16 protein-coding genes are annotated in these 14,529 nt (G+C 67.9%); 5 read left to right on the top strand and 11 right to left on the bottom strand.

All coding sequences use genetic code 11. The features are described 5' to 3' along the window. The first annotated feature begins 12 nt into the window (after positions 1–12). The gene (locus DES44_RS06540; RefSeq protein WP_058935691.1) at positions 13–558 is read left to right on the top strand and encodes a hypothetical protein; all 546 of its coding nucleotides are present in this window, start codon (positions 13–15) and stop codon (positions 556–558) included. Positions 559–782: 224 nt separating this feature from the next. Here DES44_RS06540 and DES44_RS06535 read toward each other — a convergent pair whose 3' ends face one another. The 9 genes from DES44_RS06535 to mltG all read right to left on the bottom strand — a co-directional run bounded on the left by DES44_RS06535 (position 783) and on the right by mltG (position 7,981). Continuing rightward, positions 783–1,349, bottom strand: coding sequence for a YdeI/OmpD-associated family protein (locus DES44_RS06535; RefSeq protein WP_058935692.1), 567 nt, complete (start codon positions 1,347–1,349; stop codon positions 783–785). A 273-nt stretch (positions 1,350–1,622) separates the two neighbouring features. Then, the gene (locus DES44_RS06530) at positions 1,623–2,306 is read right to left on the bottom strand and encodes a hypothetical protein (protein WP_147306986.1); all 684 of its coding nucleotides are present in this window, start codon (positions 2,304–2,306) and stop codon (positions 1,623–1,625) included. Positions 2,307–2,455: 149 nt separating this feature from the next. Further along, positions 2,456–2,719 (bottom strand): hypothetical protein, encoded by a 264-nt coding sequence (locus tag DES44_RS06525; RefSeq protein ID WP_058935694.1) that lies wholly within the window; start codon positions 2,717–2,719, stop codon positions 2,456–2,458. 177 nt (positions 2,720–2,896) lie between these two features. Next, a complete protein-coding gene (locus DES44_RS06520) occupies positions 2,897–3,817 on the bottom strand; it encodes an ankyrin repeat domain-containing protein (RefSeq protein WP_170156615.1) in 921 nt (306 codons plus the stop codon). A 101-nt stretch (positions 3,818–3,918) separates the two neighbouring features. Further along, complete coding sequence (locus DES44_RS06515; RefSeq protein ID WP_058935696.1) at positions 3,919–4,704, bottom strand: TatD family hydrolase; 786 nt, start codon at positions 4,702–4,704, stop codon at positions 3,919–3,921. 41 nt (positions 4,705–4,745) lie between these two features. Beyond that, positions 4,746–5,144 (bottom strand): PilZ domain-containing protein, encoded by a 399-nt coding sequence (locus DES44_RS06510; RefSeq protein WP_058935697.1) that lies wholly within the window; start codon positions 5,142–5,144, stop codon positions 4,746–4,748. Between the two features lie 166 nt (positions 5,145–5,310). After that, entirely contained in the window at positions 5,311–6,372 is a 1,062-nt protein-coding gene (holB, locus tag DES44_RS06505) for a DNA polymerase III subunit delta' (RefSeq protein ID WP_083525689.1), read from the bottom strand. Further along, positions 6,366–6,977, bottom strand: a complete 612-nt coding sequence (gene tmk, locus DES44_RS06500) for a dTMP kinase (RefSeq protein ID WP_058935698.1) — start codon at positions 6,975–6,977, stop codon at positions 6,366–6,368. The genes holB and tmk overlap by 7 nt, the downstream gene beginning before the upstream one ends. Before the next feature lie 35 nt (positions 6,978–7,012). Continuing rightward, positions 7,013–7,981 carry an endolytic transglycosylase MltG gene (gene mltG, locus DES44_RS06495; protein ID WP_058937485.1) on the bottom strand — a complete coding sequence of 323 codons (969 nt, stop codon included), beginning with the start codon at positions 7,979–7,981 and terminating at the stop codon, positions 7,013–7,015. 142 nt (positions 7,982–8,123) lie between these two features. Here mltG and ygfZ point away from each other — a divergent pair, with 142 nt between their 5' ends. Genes ygfZ through DES44_RS06480 form a run of 3 tightly spaced genes read left to right on the top strand, consistent with a single transcriptional unit; the run spans position 8,124 to position 11,271 of the window. Further along, a complete protein-coding gene (gene ygfZ / locus DES44_RS06490; RefSeq protein WP_232309800.1) occupies positions 8,124–9,179 on the top strand; it encodes a CAF17-like 4Fe-4S cluster assembly/insertion protein YgfZ in 1,056 nt (351 codons plus the stop codon). After that, complete coding sequence (locus tag DES44_RS06485) at positions 9,176–9,520, top strand: DUF4936 family protein (RefSeq protein ID WP_058935700.1); 345 nt, start codon at positions 9,176–9,178, stop codon at positions 9,518–9,520. Before ygfZ ends, DES44_RS06485 begins: the two co-directional genes overlap by 4 nt. Continuing rightward, a complete protein-coding gene (locus tag DES44_RS06480; RefSeq protein WP_058935701.1) occupies positions 9,520–11,271 on the top strand; it encodes a cation:proton antiporter domain-containing protein in 1,752 nt (583 codons plus the stop codon). Before DES44_RS06485 ends, DES44_RS06480 begins: the two co-directional genes overlap by 1 nt. A gap of 73 nt (positions 11,272–11,344) precedes the next feature. On the opposite strand, the gene DES44_RS06475 is transcribed toward DES44_RS06480, so the two are convergent. Together DES44_RS06475 and DES44_RS06470 are read right to left on the bottom strand one after the other, a co-directional pair. Continuing rightward, on the bottom strand, positions 11,345–12,244 hold the full coding sequence (locus DES44_RS06475) for a YbgC/FadM family acyl-CoA thioesterase (RefSeq protein ID WP_058935702.1): 900 nt from the start codon (positions 12,242–12,244) through the stop codon (positions 11,345–11,347). Beyond that, on the bottom strand, positions 12,241–13,218 hold the full coding sequence (locus DES44_RS06470) for an alpha/beta hydrolase (RefSeq protein ID WP_058935703.1): 978 nt from the start codon (positions 13,216–13,218) through the stop codon (positions 12,241–12,243). Before DES44_RS06470 ends, DES44_RS06475 begins: the two co-directional genes overlap by 4 nt. Positions 13,219–13,382: 164 nt before the next feature. Between DES44_RS06470 and gbd the strand changes: the two genes are divergently transcribed. Beyond that, positions 13,383–14,528, top strand: a complete 1,146-nt coding sequence (gene gbd / locus DES44_RS06465; RefSeq protein ID WP_058935704.1) for a 4-hydroxybutyrate dehydrogenase — start codon at positions 13,383–13,385, stop codon at positions 14,526–14,528. Position 14,529 lies beyond the last annotated feature (1 nt).

The raw sequence follows: 14,529 nt of genomic DNA, 5'->3' as shown, positions 1-14,529 counted from the left end.
GATAGGACAACCATGAACAAGCCCACCCTCACTGCCCTGTTTGCTGCCGCCGCCATGTGCTGTGGCATGGCCCAGGCGGCCAATTTCTCCAAGTCGGTCTACGACGGTGCCAAGGATGACATCAAGAAGACCTACAAGGCGGACAAGGAAGCCTGCGACAAGCTGTCCGGCAATGCCAAGGACATCTGCGTCGAAGAAGCCAAGGGCCGCGAGAAGGTTGCACTCGCCCAGCTGGAATACAACTACTCCGGTAGCAGCAAGGACGAGGCCAAGCTGATGGAAGCCCGCTACGAAGCCCGTTACGACGTGGCCAAGGAACGCTGCGACGACCGCTCTGGCGATGCCAAGGACGTCTGCAACCGCGAAGCCAAGACTGCCTATGAAAAGTCCAAGGCCGACCTGAAGATGAACAAGAAGGTGGCGGAAGCCGTGGACGACGCTGAAGAAGCGCGCGTCAAGGCCGACTACAAGCTGGCCTCCGAAAAGTGCGGCACCCTGGCCGGTGACGCCAAGGACGTCTGCATGAACTCCGCCAAGGCTCGTTACAGCCAGCGTTGATTCCCTTGTTGTGAACACCCCAGTGGGGGGTGGACGCTGAGCTTCAGCAACCACCTGCAGGCACACCGGCGAAACGGGCTAGAACACGAACAACAGTCCCGTTTCCCCGGTCGGGCCGACCTTGCAGACATTGCCGACCTGTTCAGGCGCTCCTCGGAGCGCCTTTGGTCGTTGACGTTCTGCGCAGGCGCGGTGATCCAGAGGATCCGCGCCAGGCCAAGCGCTCAATGATCGCGCCGACCCGCGGCACAGGCCGCCACCAGCGCATCAAAACGCTTTTGACGTGTCTCTGCGCGTTTCGCGCTGATGATCAGCCAATTCACCTTACGACGATAGCTGGGCGGCAATTGCTCATAGAAGGTCCACGCCGCCGCATGGCGCTGAAACACAGACTTTTCTTGAGCGGACAGTTCCGGAAACTCCTGCTGCTCGTAGGACGCCTGACGGGATCGCGCTTCCTCGCGTTTTGAGAACGCCAACCAGCCCGCTTCCGTCATCCGCCCCAGCGCTGCGAGTTCCTCCACCCGCCGGATGTTGACGGCACTCCAATGTGAATGGGGCTTCCTTGGTGTGAAGCGGATCTTGTAGTGGTCGGCGTCGATACGGGTGCGCACCCCATCGATCCATCCGAAACAAAGCGCCTCATCCACGGACTGGGGCCAGGTCAAGGGCGCCCTGCCGGTATGGGTTTTCACAAACCCGACGATGAGTTCACTGGCTGACGCACCGTGGGCCGCGAACCAGGCTCGAAGACTCTCTGGACCGTCGAAGAAATGCGGGAGTGCTGGCATAAGGACTCCTGGAGTCGCCTGAATGCTAGCGTCACCGCCTGATGCATGAAAGCGGTCGGCGCAAAGCTCCGCTTCACACTGATGAAGCTCGCCAGCCAGAATGGGCTCAGACGCACGGATGCCGGTGCAAGCGGCCAAAAAAAACGGACCCGCGAGAGTCCGTTTTGTGTGCCTGATGCTGAAACCTTTGGGCCGCCGTTCCAGCCATTTTTGCCATTTCGGCCAATCCGGCCATTCCGGCCATCTCGGGCGCTACCAGAGCGCCATGGCCATTCAGAAAATCTTCTGGAACGTCACCGCCACCTTGCCGCCGCCCCGCGGCCGCACCGCCAGCGACGACTGCCCGCTCAGCTCCATGCGCAAGCCCTTGCGAAGGTCCGCATAGGCTTTGCGGCTGCTGAACACCATGCCCACCCGCACCTGACGGCCCTGAGACTCAGCACCGTTGAGATTCAGGTCCTGATAGGCACTCCGCTCGCCTTCCACCAGCGGAGTCTGGACAAAGACATGAGAGCGCGCCGTCATCGGCAATGCCAGCCCGACCAGCACGCCGGAGTCACCGGCGGCACCGGCCCGCCACCCGCGGTATGGGTTCTGGTAGAGCCCGCCGCCGATGGCCGCTCCGCGCTGCTCCACACCCAGTCCCACCCGCAGGCCGTTACCGGCAAAGGGCTGGCCCCACACCATGGTCTGGCGTGCTGTGGGCGAGCGGCCGTACCAGCTGCCGGTGGCACCAGGCAGGTTTGCCGTGGCCAAGGGTTCGGCCGCACTTTGGGTCACGCTCACCCGGCGAGTCGGCTGGGCATGAACGCGATCGGCCAGGCTGTGTCCGCTCAGCTCCACGCGGTCGTCCAGGGAGGACGGCGCACCCTCGCCGGTCGGCGCCGATTCGGCGAACGCGACCGTTGCGGGCAGGAGCAGTGCCAGGAACACTGCGGGAAAGTTCGAGGCTTGCATGATGATCTCCCAAGACGTTTGCATGCATTGGCATGAAAGGACTTCTTGGCTACATGCTAGAAAAACCGGGGCTTGGGGCCTGTAGTCGGCTGGCGGGACCGGAGGTCAGACAGCGCCGACAGCGGGTGCCGGTGGCCGCCTCCCCGTGATCAGGCAGCCAGACCCAGATTAGCGTCGTCGCCGTCCAGCGGCAACAGGTCGGCGTCGCTCAGCTCGGCGCCGTCGATTTCTTCATCGAAGCTGGCCAGGTCCGCCGCACCGCGGTGGGCAATCAGCGGCTTGTCCAGGGGACGGTACACCTGGCTGCGCAGGCGCTGCAGGCGTTCGGAACGGGCGACCTCCTGGGCCACGCCCTCGGGATCGAGCAGCATGGCGAAGGGGTTGGCAGCGAATTCCTGGAAGGCGGTGTGCATGGTGCGGCTCCGTGGGTGCAGTTCAGCGTGAGGTGAACTGTAGGAGTCGACGGCCGTGCGGCCCAGTCGGCCCCGCGCCAAACGCGTTGTCAGACAAACTCCTAGCCGCGTGACAGCGGACGGCGCACAACAGCCGCTGCGGCGAGGGTGCGAATCCGCCGCCATTGGTGACCTACTTCACGACGAACTCGCCGGCACACTCGAGGACGGGCTCGACGACGCATTCGACGGCTCCACCGGATGCCCCTTGGCGCGAACCCCCTTGGCCGCCATCTCATCGAGCTTCTTGGCCCAATCGTCCTGACCGGCACGGCGTGCAAAATCCGCGGCCGTCAGGCCCACGTCATTCTTCAAACGCACGTCGGCATTGGCGGCCAGCAGCACTTCCACGCTGCTGAGCCCACCATAGCCGGCGGCCATCATGAGCGGCGTGGTCCCGTTGGGCGACCGCGCATTGAGGTCGGCCCCCTGCTCCAGCAGCCAGCGCACCACCGCTTCGTTGGGCCCGGAAGCGGCGTAATGCAGCGGAGTCCACCCGGCCTCGTTGACGTGGGCACCGCGGGCCACCAGGGTCTTGACCCAGGGCAGGCGGCCCTTGATGGCAGCCAGCATCAGCGGAGTCTCTCCGGCCTGGTTGATCGCATTGACGTCGGTGGCCGGCGCCTTCAGCAAGGCGTTCATGGCGTTTTCCGACTCTTCCCGGATGGCGATGTGCAGGGCGGTATTGCGCTGGGCGTCCCGAACATTCGGGTCGGTGCCGGCCAGCAGCAGCTTCATCACCTCGCCGGCATGGTCGAACTTCGCGGCCTCGTGCAGAGGCGGTGAAGGCTGGCGCGTGGCCGCAGATGCGGGCGAAGCGGCGCGCGACGCCGCGGCCGCGCCCCGCTCCGACGCCGACTGCGCCATGGCTGCGGGGCTCGCCAGCGCCATGAGTCCGGCCATAGCAACCGCGCTGGCCGCCGCGACGAAAGCAGCGCTTCCAGACTTGCCCGCCGCGCGTGCCGTACCTGTCGCACCTGCCACGCCCAGCACGCCCGCCGCGTCCGCCGCGCGCCCCACGGTGCCACGCCCTGCGGCCAACCCTGCCTTGACTGCCATCTCTGTACCTTTCGAAAAAGGCGCGGCCGCGACGAGCCGCTGTCCGCGCCGGTTCATGTCCTGACCGGACTGTACGCGGTCAGGCCGCCGTCAGTGGGCGATCAAGCCGGCTCGGGCAGCTTGAACAGACGGCGGGTGTTGGCGGTGCAGTGACCGGCCAGCGTTTCCACCGGCATTCCGCGAAGGTCGGCGATGAGCGCGGCCACATGCGGCACGTAGGCCGGCTGGTTGGTCTTGCCGCGGTAGGGCACCGGCGCCAGGTAGGGGCTGTCGGTCTCGATCAGGATGCGATCCAGCGGCACCATCCGGGCCACCTCACGCAGATCGGCAGCATTCTTGAAGGTGACGATGCCGGAGAAGGAAATGTGGAAGTCCAGATCGAGGGCGGCCCGGGCGACGTCCATGGACTCGGTGAAGCAGTGAAGCACCCCGCCGGGCTGGCTGGCCTCTTCCTCGCGCATCAGGCGCAGCGTGTCCTCGGCACTGGAGCGGGTGTGGATGACCAGCGGCTTGCCGGTCTGCCGGGCGGCGCGGATGTGGGTGCGAAAACGCTCCCGCTGCCATTCCATGTCCGCCACGCTGCGGCCGTTGAGGCGGTAGTAGTCCAGACCGGTCTCGCCGATGGCCACGACCTTCGGATGCTCCGCCTCGGCGATGAGCTGCGCCAGGGTGGGCTCGCGCATGTCCTCGGTGTCCGGATGCACGCCAACGGTGGCGAACAGCTCGGCATGCGCGTCCGCCAGCGCCTTGACCTCGGAGAACTCGTCCATCGTGGTGCTGATGCAGATCGCCTGCACCACCCGCGCCTGGGCCATGGCGTCCAGCAACTGCGGAAGCTGGGCCTTGAGTTCGGGGAAATTGAGGTGGCAGTGGGAGTCGATGAACATCGCGAATGTGGGGGGAACGAACGGCCCTTGGCGGGCCGCCGTCAGATGGTCTGCGTGGGCTTGGCCGAGGAGATGGCCGTGCCCAGTACTTCCTCGATGCGCAGCTTGATGACCCGGGTTTTTTCGTCCCCCGGGAAGCGCACCCCCACCCCTTGCGTACGGCCGCCAGGCGCGTTGGCGGGGGTGATCCAGGCCACTTTGCCCGCCACCGGATAGCGCTGCGCGTCTTCCGGCAGGCTCATCAGGAGATAGATGTCATCCCCGAGCTTGTAGTCCCGGGTGGTGGGCACAAACACGCCGCCTTCGGAGAAGATCGGGATGTACGCCGCATACAAAGCGCCTTTTTCCTTGAACACAAGCTGGATCACGCTGGGCCGTGGGGCGACAGCGGGGGCGCCGGAGGCACCGGCAGCCGAAGGGCCATTCGGGGCTGCGCTCATGGGCTTGAGGGTAAGTTCGCTCATGGCGGAAGTCTAGCGGTCTGCAAGCGCCCGCGGGGCTTCGGCACGCTTCATCCATGCGCCACACGCCAAGCAATTGGCATCAGATGGCAACAATCGCCACAAGGGGTCACGAATTCGGGCCGGACGGCGTCCGGCAGCCTACTCAGGACCGCGCCGGCCGCATCGCCTGCTGACCCTGGGCCACCAGCGATTCCATCAGGAGGCCCGCATTGAGCGGATGCTCCGCATGCCGGGCAGCCTGCTGCAGCGTCCGGGCCCACTGGTCCAGGGCGGCGCGCACCGCCGGCAGCTTGGGCAGCGCGTCCCGGGGGAAGTAGCTGGGGGGCGCGCCGTGGGCAATCCGCATCAGGTCGTGCACCAGCCGCTGCATGGCGGCGATGGCACGGGGCACCGGCCAATCGGTCAGCGCCTGCGCCTCGCCGCGGGCGATCCGGCGGGGCAGCTCCAGCCAGGTCTTGGCGGCAATGCCCTCCTCGCTCCACAGCAGCGCCTCCTGGGGGCGGCCCCCGGTGGCGTCCAGCAGCACGTCCGCAGACGCCACGCCCTGCCCGCTCAGCCACGACACCGCTGCATCCCGCGCCGGCAAGGCCATTTGCAGGGGCTGGCACCGGCTGCGGATGGTGGGCAGCAATTGCTGCGGTGCGGCACTGGCCAGCACAAAGCGCAGCAGGCCCTGCGGCTCCTCCAGCGTTTTGAGCAGTGCATTGGCCGCCACCGTATTGAGCGCCTCGGCGGGGTAGACCACCACCACCTTGGCCTTGCCCCGGGCCGCACTGACCTGGGCAAATGACAGCACCTGCCGGATGGACTCGATCTTGATCTCGCGGCTGGGCTTGGTCTTGCTGGCCTTGGGCTCGCTGCCTTCAGCCTCCATCGCGCCAAAGCCCAGCGGCTCGCGCAGGGCTTCCGGCAGCACCACCATGAAGTCCGGATGGGAACGGGACCGGAGCAGATGGCAACTGGCGCAGCGACCACAGCCGGGCTGATCCGGGGCGGTGCGTTGTTCGCAGAGCCAGGCCTGCGCCAGCAGCAGCGCCAGGTCGAACTGACCCACGCCAGCCGGCCCCTGCAGCAGCAGCGCATGGCTGCGGCCCTGGGTCAGCGCCTGCTGAAGCGGGCCCGCCAGCCAAGGGAGCGGCAACTGACCGTCCCGGGCCAGGGCGGTGATGTCGCCGGTATCGTCGCTCACGGCTGCGGTCACCATCCCCGGTTCTCCAGGGCCTGCAGGACCTGACGGCCGACGCCCTCGATGCTGTCGCCGGCGTCGATGCGCACAAACCGCATCGGTGCCTCGTCGGCGCGGCGGGCATAGGCCGCCCGCACCCGGGTGAAGAAGTCCAGGTCCAGTTGTTCCAGCCGGTCGGCTTCGCGGGCTTGCGCGCGGCGCTGCGCTGCCACCTGCGGTTCGACGTCGAACCAGAAGGTCAGGTCCGGCTCGCGGCCCTGCTGCACCCAGCCGGCAAGCGTCTGCAACACCTGCCAGTCCATGCCGCGTCCGCCGCCCTGGTAGGCAAAGCTGGCATCGGAGAAGCGGTCGCACAGCACCGTCTGACCCAGCGCCAGCGCCGGCGCGATGACGCGCTGGACATGGTCTCGCCGCGCGGCAAACACCAGCAGGGCTTCGGTCAGTCCGTCCATGTCCTGCTGCAGGAACAGCGACCGCAGGGATTCGGCCAGGGGCGTGCCGCCGGGTTCCCGCGTCTGGACCAGGCTGGCGCCGCGCTCCCGCAGATGCTGCGCCACGCGCTTGATGTGGGTGGACTTGCCGGCCCCGTCAATGCCTTCGAAGGTGATGAATCTGCCGGTCACCGCTGTGATTTCCGCTCTGTTCCAGGACGCAGGCCTCAGTGGCCGCGCTGGTATTTGTTGACCGCGCGATTATGCGCGGCGAGGTCGTCGCTGAACTGGCTGGTGCCGTCGCCCCGCGCCACGAAATACAGCGCCTTGGACGGTGTCGGATGCAGCGTGGCCTGCAACGAGGCCAGCCCCGGCATGGAAATCGGCGTGGGGGGCAGCCCGCCCCGCAGGTAGGTGTTGTAGGGGGAGTCAGTCTGCAGGTGGATCTTGCGCAGGTTGCCGTCGAAGGTCTCGCCCAGCCCGTAGATGACGGTCGGGTCCGTCTGCAGCGGCATGCCCACCTTCAGCCGGTTGATGAACACCGCAGCCACCAGGCCCCGGTCAGCAGCGGAACCCGTTTCCTTTTCCACGATGGACGCCAGCACCAGCGCCTCCTCCGGACTGCGCAGCGGCAGGCCGTCGCTGCGGCCGGCCCAGGCGGTTTCCAGGCGCTTGCTCATCAGCGCGTAGGCACGCTTGAGCACGGTGATGTCGCTGACGCCGCGGCTGTAGGCGTAGGTGTCCGGAAAGAAGCGGCCCTCGGCCGGCACGCCGGGCGCGCCGATGGCGGCCATCAGTTCCGCCTCGCTCAGGCCCGCCGTGGTCTGCTTGAGCGCAGGCGCCGCCGCCAGCGCTGCCCGCAACTGGCGAAGGTTCCAGCCTTCGATGATGCGCAGTTGCTCCAGCGTCTGGTCGCCGCGGACCATCTTGTCCAGCAGTTCGCGCGGCGTGATGCCTTCGTGGACCTCATAGCTGCCTGCGCGGATCTTGCGGGCCTGTCCGGACCAGCGGAACCACTCATACAGCAGCCGGGCGTCGCTCTGGACCCCGGCCCCCACCCAGGCTTGTGCGACCTGCAACGGCGGCGTGCCCGGCTCGATGGAGAGTTCCACGCTGGGTCTGGCCAGCGCCAGCGGTTGCTGCAGCCACCAGAACGCGGCGCCGGCGGCTCCGCCCGCCAGCAGCACGGCGGCCATCACCAGCCGGCCCAGCCAGGTGCCCAGGCGGCTGCCGCCACGACCCGGATCGGACCGGGTCCCCCGTTTTTTTGACTTGTTTGCTGCGCGTGCCAAGACCGGACACCCTCTATGAAATGCGGCGCTGATGATAATCGGCCCCATGACCCAGATTGCTCAACCCACCTCCTCCGTGTCCGCCGCCCCGATGGCGGGCGCTGTCCGCCTGACCGACTTCGGCGTGATGCGCGCCCAGGGCGAAGAAGCGGCCAAGTTCCTGCATTCGCAGCTGACCCAGGACCTGGCGCTGCAAAGCGCCCAGCAGGCGCGGCTGGCGGGCTACTGCTCGGCCAAGGGACGGCTGCTGGCGACGATGCTGGCCGTCAAGCCCGACGACCAGACGGTGCTGATGGCCCTGCCCGCCGATGTGCTGCCGGCCACGCTCAAACGTCTGTCGATGTTTGTGCTGCGTGCGAAATGCAAACTCAGCGATGCGAGCGGCGAGTGGGCCGCTTGGGGGCTGGTGGGTGACGCGGCGTCGGCCTGGGTGGCTGCGTCGCTGGGCGGCGAGGCGCCGGCCCAGACCTGGCAGGTGGCGCGGTTCAAGCCTGCCTTGCCGGACGCACGGGCGCAGGCGGATTCGCAGGGACAGCCCTCCGCAGGTGACAGCGCCACAGCAGAAAGCGTCGTTGAGGCGCTGGTCACCCGCCTGCCGGACGACGGCACCGCCCCGCGCTTCCTGCTGCTGCAACCCACGGCCTTCGCGGCCCCCGACCTGCCGACCATCGCCCTGGAGGACTGGCACGGCCTGGACGTGCGCGCCGGCCTGGCCTGGGTGCGGGGGGCGACGGTGGAGCAGTTCGTGCCACAAATGGTCAACCTGGAGCTGATCGGCGGGGTGAACTTCCAGAAAGGCTGCTATCCCGGCCAGGAGGTGGTGGCCCGCAGCCAGTACCGCGGCACCATCAAGCGCCGCACCCACCCGTTCGTCCTGGAAGGCGACACCCCGGCGCAACTGGCGCAGGAGATCTTCCACAGCGAGGACCCCGGCCAGCCGGCGGGCCTGGTCGCCGCCACCGGCCGCTCCGGTGGTCATGCGGTGCTGCTGGCCGAGGTCAAGCTGGCGGCGCTGGAGAGCGGCAGCCTGCACCTGGGCAGCGCCGACGGTCCCCGCCTGATCCAACAACCCCTGCCCTACACCGTCGGAGAACCTCAATGAGCGCGGTCACCTATCACGGCCCTCCCGACACCAACGGCAGCAGCAACGGCAGCAACAACGGCAACAGCCCCGAGCTGTACGTGTACTACCGGGTCCACATGGACCAGGCGGCCGAGGCCAAGGCCGCGTTTGAGACCGCCTGCGCGGGTCAGCCGGTGCGGCTGCTGCAACGCCGCGACCATGATCCGGTCTTCCAGACCTGGATGGAAATCTACGCGCCCCCGCTGACCGACGCCATCGGCGTCGAAGCGCGGGTGGCCGCCGCCCTGGGGCCCTATGCCCAGGGCCCCCGCCACCGCGAGGTCTTTGCCGCCCTCGCCGGACCGGTGGGTGGTGCCTGATGGAACACAACGTCTCCCTGATCAGCACCCTCGCCGCCGGTTTCGGTCTGGCCCTCATCTTCGGCTTCATCGCTGAACGTCTCAAGCTCCCCGCCCTGGTTGGTTATCTGCTGGCCGGTGTTGCCATCGGCCCGGCCACCCCCGGCTTCGTGGCGGACATCGGCATCGCCTCGCAGCTCTCCGAAATCGGCGTGATGCTGCTGATGTTCGGCGTGGGCCTGCATTTCTCCCTCAAGGACCTGATGGCCGTCAAACGCATCGCTCTGCCCGGGGCGGTGGTGCAGATGACGGTGGCCACTTTGCTGGGCATGGGCCTGGCCCTGAGCTGGGGCTGGACGGTGGGCGGCGCCCTGGTGTTTGGCCTGTCGCTGTCCTGCGCCAGCACGGTGGTGCTGCTCAAGGCGCTGGAGGCGCGCGGCGCCATCGACTCGGTCAACGGCCGTATCGCCATCGGCTGGCTGGTGGTGGAGGACCTGGCCACGGTGCTGATCCTGGTGCTGCTGCCGCCGCTGGCACCGATGCTGACCGGCGTCGCTGCCCAGACCGCCACCGAGACCGCCAACGCCACCCCGCTGTGGCAGACCCTGGCCGAGACGCTGGCCCAGGTCGCCGCTTTTGTGGCGCTGATGCTGGTGGTGGGACGGCGCCTGCTGCCCTGGATGCTGTGGCAGGTGGCCCGCACCGGCTCGCGGGAGCTGTTCACGCTGATGGTGATTGCCGTGGCCATCGGCATCGCCTACGGGGCGTCGGAGCTGTTCCACGTCTCCTTCGCGCTGGGCGCCTTCTTCGCCGGCATGGTGATGCGGGAGTCGGAGTACAGCCACCGGGCGGCGGAGGAATCGCTGCCGCTGCGGGACTCGTTCTCGGTGCTGTTCTTCGTCTCGGTCGGCATGCTGGTGGACCCGATGACGGTGGTGCAGCAGCCCTGGCATGTGCTGGGCACCGTGCTCGTGATCATCCTGGGCAAGGCCTTTGCAGCGACGGCCCTGGTGCTGGTCTTCCGTTATCCGCTCAACACGGCGATGACGGTGTCGGCCAGCCTGGCGCAGATCGGGGAATTCAGCTTCATCCTGGCAGGCCTGGGCCTGCAACTGGGCCTGATGCCCAAGGACGGCATGAACCTGGTGCTGGCCGGCGCCATGATCTCGATTGCGCTGAATCCGGTGATGTTCGCGGCCGTCGGGCCGCTGCAGCGCTGGGTGCTGGCCCGGTCCGCCTTCGCCCGCAAGCTGGAGCAGCGGGACGATCCGTATGCCGAGCTGCCGATGACCACCGAGCGCGCCTTCCTCGAAGGCCAGGTGGTGCTGGTCGGCTACGGGCGGGTGGGTCGGCGCATTGCGCAGGCGCTGGATGAACGCAACATCCCCATCGTGGTGGCCGAGCAGAACCGGGAGACGGTCGAGGCGCTGCGCAACCAGGGCCGCGCCGCCGTCAGCGGCGATGCCAGCGACCCGATGGTGCTGATCCAGGCCCACATTGCCAATGCGGCGATGCTGGTGGTGGCGCTGCCGGACTCGATGAAGGCGCGGCAGATGGCCGAGATTGCGCGTCAGCTCAATCCGGGCATCGAGATCGTGCTGCGCACGCATGGCGAGGAAGAGTCGGCTTTGCTGCGCAAGGAACAGCTGGGCACGGTCTTCTACGGCGAGGAAGAACTGGCGCGCGGCATGAGCCGGCATGTCCTGCAGCGCTTCAATGCGCCGCTGGATGGGGCGGCCGGGCAGACGCCGGCAACGGCGGCCAGCCACTGAGCCTGCGGGCGAGAACGAGTCGCCGTGCTGGCGGCTCGTTCGTCACACCCTTGCAACGCCCGCTCTGCGGGCCTTACAGGGCTCGAACCATCTCCACGTGCTGGATGCCGGCTTCCTCGAAGACCGGCCCCCGGCGCTGGAAGCCGGCACGGGTGTAGAAGCCTTCGGCGCTGAGCTGCGCATGCAGCAGCACCTCGCGGTAGCCGCGCTCGCGGCCGGCCTGCATCAGCGCATCCAGCACTTGGCGGCCCACGCGGCTGCCACGCATCGGCGACAGCACCGCCATCCGGCCGATCTTGGCCACCCCCGGCACATGCTCGAGCAAGCGGCCCGTGGCCAGCGGCCGACCTAGCCGGTTGTAGGCCACCGCATGGGTGCAGCTTTCATCGGCGGCGTCCCATTCCATTTCGGCAGGGATCCGCTGCTCCTCCACGAACACGGCCTGGCGGATGCGGTGGGCGTCGGCGCCCAGCGTCGCCCAGTCGCCGACCTGGGCCACCGTCATCAGCTCGTGGCGTTCAAAGCTCAGCAGCAGGTCTCGCAGCGCCTGCGGCACCGCTTGCGGCTCGCGGCTGCTGGCGTCGGCGAAGACATAGACCAGCTCCCCATGCACCAGGCATTCATCGCCGCGGAAGACCGCGCAGGCCATGGTCATGGAGGTGGTGCCGACCCGCTCGGTCCGCACGCCCACTTCCAGCAGCTCGTCATAGCGCGCCGCGTCCAGATACTCGACGGTGGACTTGCGCACGAACAGGTCGCCCCCCAGCGTCTGCATCGTCTGGGCATAGGGCAGCGCCAGCGCGCGCCAGTAGCCGCCCACGGCCGTGTCGAAGTAGGTCAGGTAGTGGCCGTTGAAGACGATCTGCTGAGCATCGACTTCAGACCACCGCACCCGCAGCCGCTCCATGAAGCGAAAGCGCGCGCGGGTCGGCGCACGGGCGGGCACGGGAGCAGCGGACGAGGCGGAGGTCATGGCGTGGCGGTTTCTTGCAGGTCAGAAGCCTGCAGGTCAGGATCTTGCAGATGAAAGGCGCGCTGAAGGGCCTGCGCGCAGGCGTCCAGGGCCTGTTCGGCTTCGGGAATGCTGCGGCCCATCTTGATGAAGTCATGCGTCACGCCACGATACAGCTCCAGCTGGACCGGATTGCCGTTTGCACGCAACAGATCGGCATACGCCACCCCTTCGTCGATCAGCGGATCGGCCTCGGCCAGGATGAAGCAGGCGGGGGCCAGGCCTTCATGGTCGTCGGCATTGAGCGGGGCGAAACGCCAGTCATCGCGCTGGGCCTCCGGCAGGTACTGGTTGAAGAACCACGCGATCGTGTCGGCTTCGAGCAGATGACCCTGGGCGAACTTGCGGTGGGAGTCGGTGTCCGCATGGGCGGTGGCGCCCGGAGTGATCAGCAACTGCAGCGCCAGTGGATGCGCCAGTTCGGCCTGGATGTCCCGCGCATGCAGCGCGGTCACCGCCGCCAGCGTGCCGCCGGCGCTGTCGCCCCCCACCGCCACCCGCGCCGGGTCCAGGCCCAGGGACGGGGCGGCCTGCATCAGCCAGCGCAGCGCCGCCCAGCAGTCGTCCACCGCCGCCGGGAACGGATGCTCCGGCGCCAGCCGATAGTCCAGCGCCAGCACGGCGGCACCGCTACGCAGCGCAAGCTGGCGGCACAGGCTGTCGTGCGTCTCCAGGTTGCCAATCACAAAGCCGCCGCCGTGGAAGTACAGCAGCACCGGCAGCGTGCCGGCGTCCCGCTCGGTGGGCGCATACAGCCGCGCCGCCAGGTCTCCGGCCGGTCCGGGGATGCGCAGGTTCTCGATGCGCGTCAGCGGGGCACGCGGCAGGTCGAGGATCTCCGCGCCCATCAGATAGGCAATGCGGGCCTGCTTGGGGGTGAGGCTGTGGAAGGCGGGACGGTTGGCGCGGTGGATGCGCTCCAGCACCGCGGCCATCCGCGGTGTCAACAAGGTGCTACTCAACGGGAACTCCAGGGCTTACGCTGCAGACCAGCTTCAAGGGGCCTGGGCGTGAGTCCCTATTGTCCCAGATCACTTCGCCCGGTGCTGCCGGGCCTCTTGAGGCACCGCCCCTCCCGCCCTCACCCTGGAGACAAGACATGGCCCTGATCCAATACCTGACCCACGTGCACATGGAAGCCGGGGCCCGTCGCATGCTGGGCCCGGAATGCAGCCGGGTGGGCATCCAGCGCCCGCTGGTCGTCACCGACGCGGGCGTGCGGGCGGCCGGCGTCCTGGACCAGGCGCTGGAGCATTGGCCGCTGGCCGCGCCGCCCGTGTTCGACCGTACACCGCCCAACCCGACGGAAGCGGCCGTGCTGGAAGCCGCCGCGCTGTATCGAGACCACGGCTGCGACGGGCTGATTGCCATTGGCGGCGGCTCCAGCATCGACCTGGCCAAGGGCGTGGCCATTGCCGCCACTCATGAAGGGCCGCTGACCCGCTACGCCACCATCGAAGGCGGCGCCGGACTCATCACTGCACGGGCCGCCCCGTTGATCGCGGTGCCCACCACGGCCGGTACCGGGTCGGAAGTCGCCCGGGGCGCCATCATCATCGTCCAGGACGGTCGCAAGCTGGGCTTCCACAACTGGGAGCTGCTACCCAAGTCCGCGATCTGCGATCCGGAATTGACGCGGAAGCTGCCCCCCGCACTGACCGCCGCCACCGGCATGGATGCGATTGCGCATTGCATGGAGACCTTCATGTCCGCCGCCTTCAATCCGGCGGCCGACGGCATCGCGCTGGAAGGCCTGCGCCGCGGGTGGCGCCAGGTGGAACGGGCCACGCGTCATGGCGACGACATGGACGCACGGCTGGACCTGATGGCCGCCAGCACGCTGGGCGCCCTCGCCTTCCAGAAAGGACTGGGCTGCGTGCATTCCCTCAGCCATGCGCTCGGCGGGCTGATGCCGACGCTGCATCACGGCACGCTCAATGCCGTGTTCCTGCCGGCGGTGATCCGCTTCAATGGTGAGCACGAGAGCCTGCGACGGGAGGACAAGATCGCGCGCATGGCGCATGCGATGGGGCTGCAGGAAGGCCTCGTGGCGGACGAGCTGGCCTCGGCGGTGCAGGCGATGACCGCGCGCCTGGGCCTGCCGACACAGTTGTCCGCCATGGGGGTGACGGCGGACCTGCACGACGCGATCATCGCGCGGGCGGAGCGCGACCATTGCCACAAGACCAACCCTCGTGAGGCCAGCACCAGCGATTACCGCCGGATGATTGAAGCCTCCATGTGAT

Source organism: Roseateles depolymerans, from assembly GCF_003387155.1.
GTDB lineage: Bacteria > Pseudomonadota > Gammaproteobacteria > Burkholderiales > Burkholderiaceae_C > Roseateles > Roseateles depolymerans.
The sequence above is the reverse complement of the archived record's forward strand: the minus strand, read 5'-3'. Positions and strand labels throughout refer to the sequence as shown.

Bases quoted from the DNA above. Each gene is read 5' to 3' on its own strand.
- DES44_RS06540 (WP_058935691.1), top strand. From the start codon at position 13: ATGAACAAGCCCACCCTCACTGCCCTGTTTGCTGCCGCCGCCATGTGC.
- DES44_RS06535 (WP_058935692.1), bottom strand. From the start codon at position 1,349: ATGCCAGCACTCCCGCATTTCTTCGACGGTCCAGAGAGTCTTCGAGCC.
- DES44_RS06530 (WP_147306986.1), bottom strand. From the start codon at position 2,306: ATGCAAGCCTCGAACTTTCCCGCAGTGTTCCTGGCACTGCTCCTGCCC.
- DES44_RS06525 (WP_058935694.1), bottom strand. From the start codon at position 2,719: ATGCACACCGCCTTCCAGGAATTCGCTGCCAACCCCTTCGCCATGCTG.
- DES44_RS06520 (WP_170156615.1), bottom strand. From the start codon at position 3,817: ATGGCAGTCAAGGCAGGGTTGGCCGCAGGGCGTGGCACCGTGGGGCGC.
- DES44_RS06515 (WP_058935696.1), bottom strand. From the start codon at position 4,704: ATGTTCATCGACTCCCACTGCCACCTCAATTTCCCCGAACTCAAGGCC.
- DES44_RS06510 (WP_058935697.1), bottom strand. From the start codon at position 5,144: ATGAGCGCAGCCCCGAATGGCCCTTCGGCTGCCGGTGCCTCCGGCGCC.
- holB (WP_083525689.1), bottom strand. From the start codon at position 6,372: ATGGTGACCGCAGCCGTGAGCGACGATACCGGCGACATCACCGCCCTG.
- mltG (WP_058937485.1), bottom strand. From the start codon at position 7,981: ATGGCCGCCGTGCTGCTGGCGGGCGGAGCCGCCGGCGCCGCGTTCTGG.
- ygfZ (WP_232309800.1), top strand. From the start codon at position 8,124: ATGACCCAGATTGCTCAACCCACCTCCTCCGTGTCCGCCGCCCCGATG.
- DES44_RS06485 (WP_058935700.1), top strand. From the start codon at position 9,176: ATGAGCGCGGTCACCTATCACGGCCCTCCCGACACCAACGGCAGCAGC.
- DES44_RS06480 (WP_058935701.1), top strand. From the start codon at position 9,520: ATGGAACACAACGTCTCCCTGATCAGCACCCTCGCCGCCGGTTTCGGT.
- DES44_RS06475 (WP_058935702.1), bottom strand. From the start codon at position 12,244: ATGACCTCCGCCTCGTCCGCTGCTCCCGTGCCCGCCCGTGCGCCGACC.
- DES44_RS06470 (WP_058935703.1), bottom strand. From the start codon at position 13,218: ATGGCCGCGGTGCTGGAGCGCATCCACCGCGCCAACCGTCCCGCCTTC.
- gbd (WP_058935704.1), top strand. From the start codon at position 13,383: ATGGCCCTGATCCAATACCTGACCCACGTGCACATGGAAGCCGGGGCC.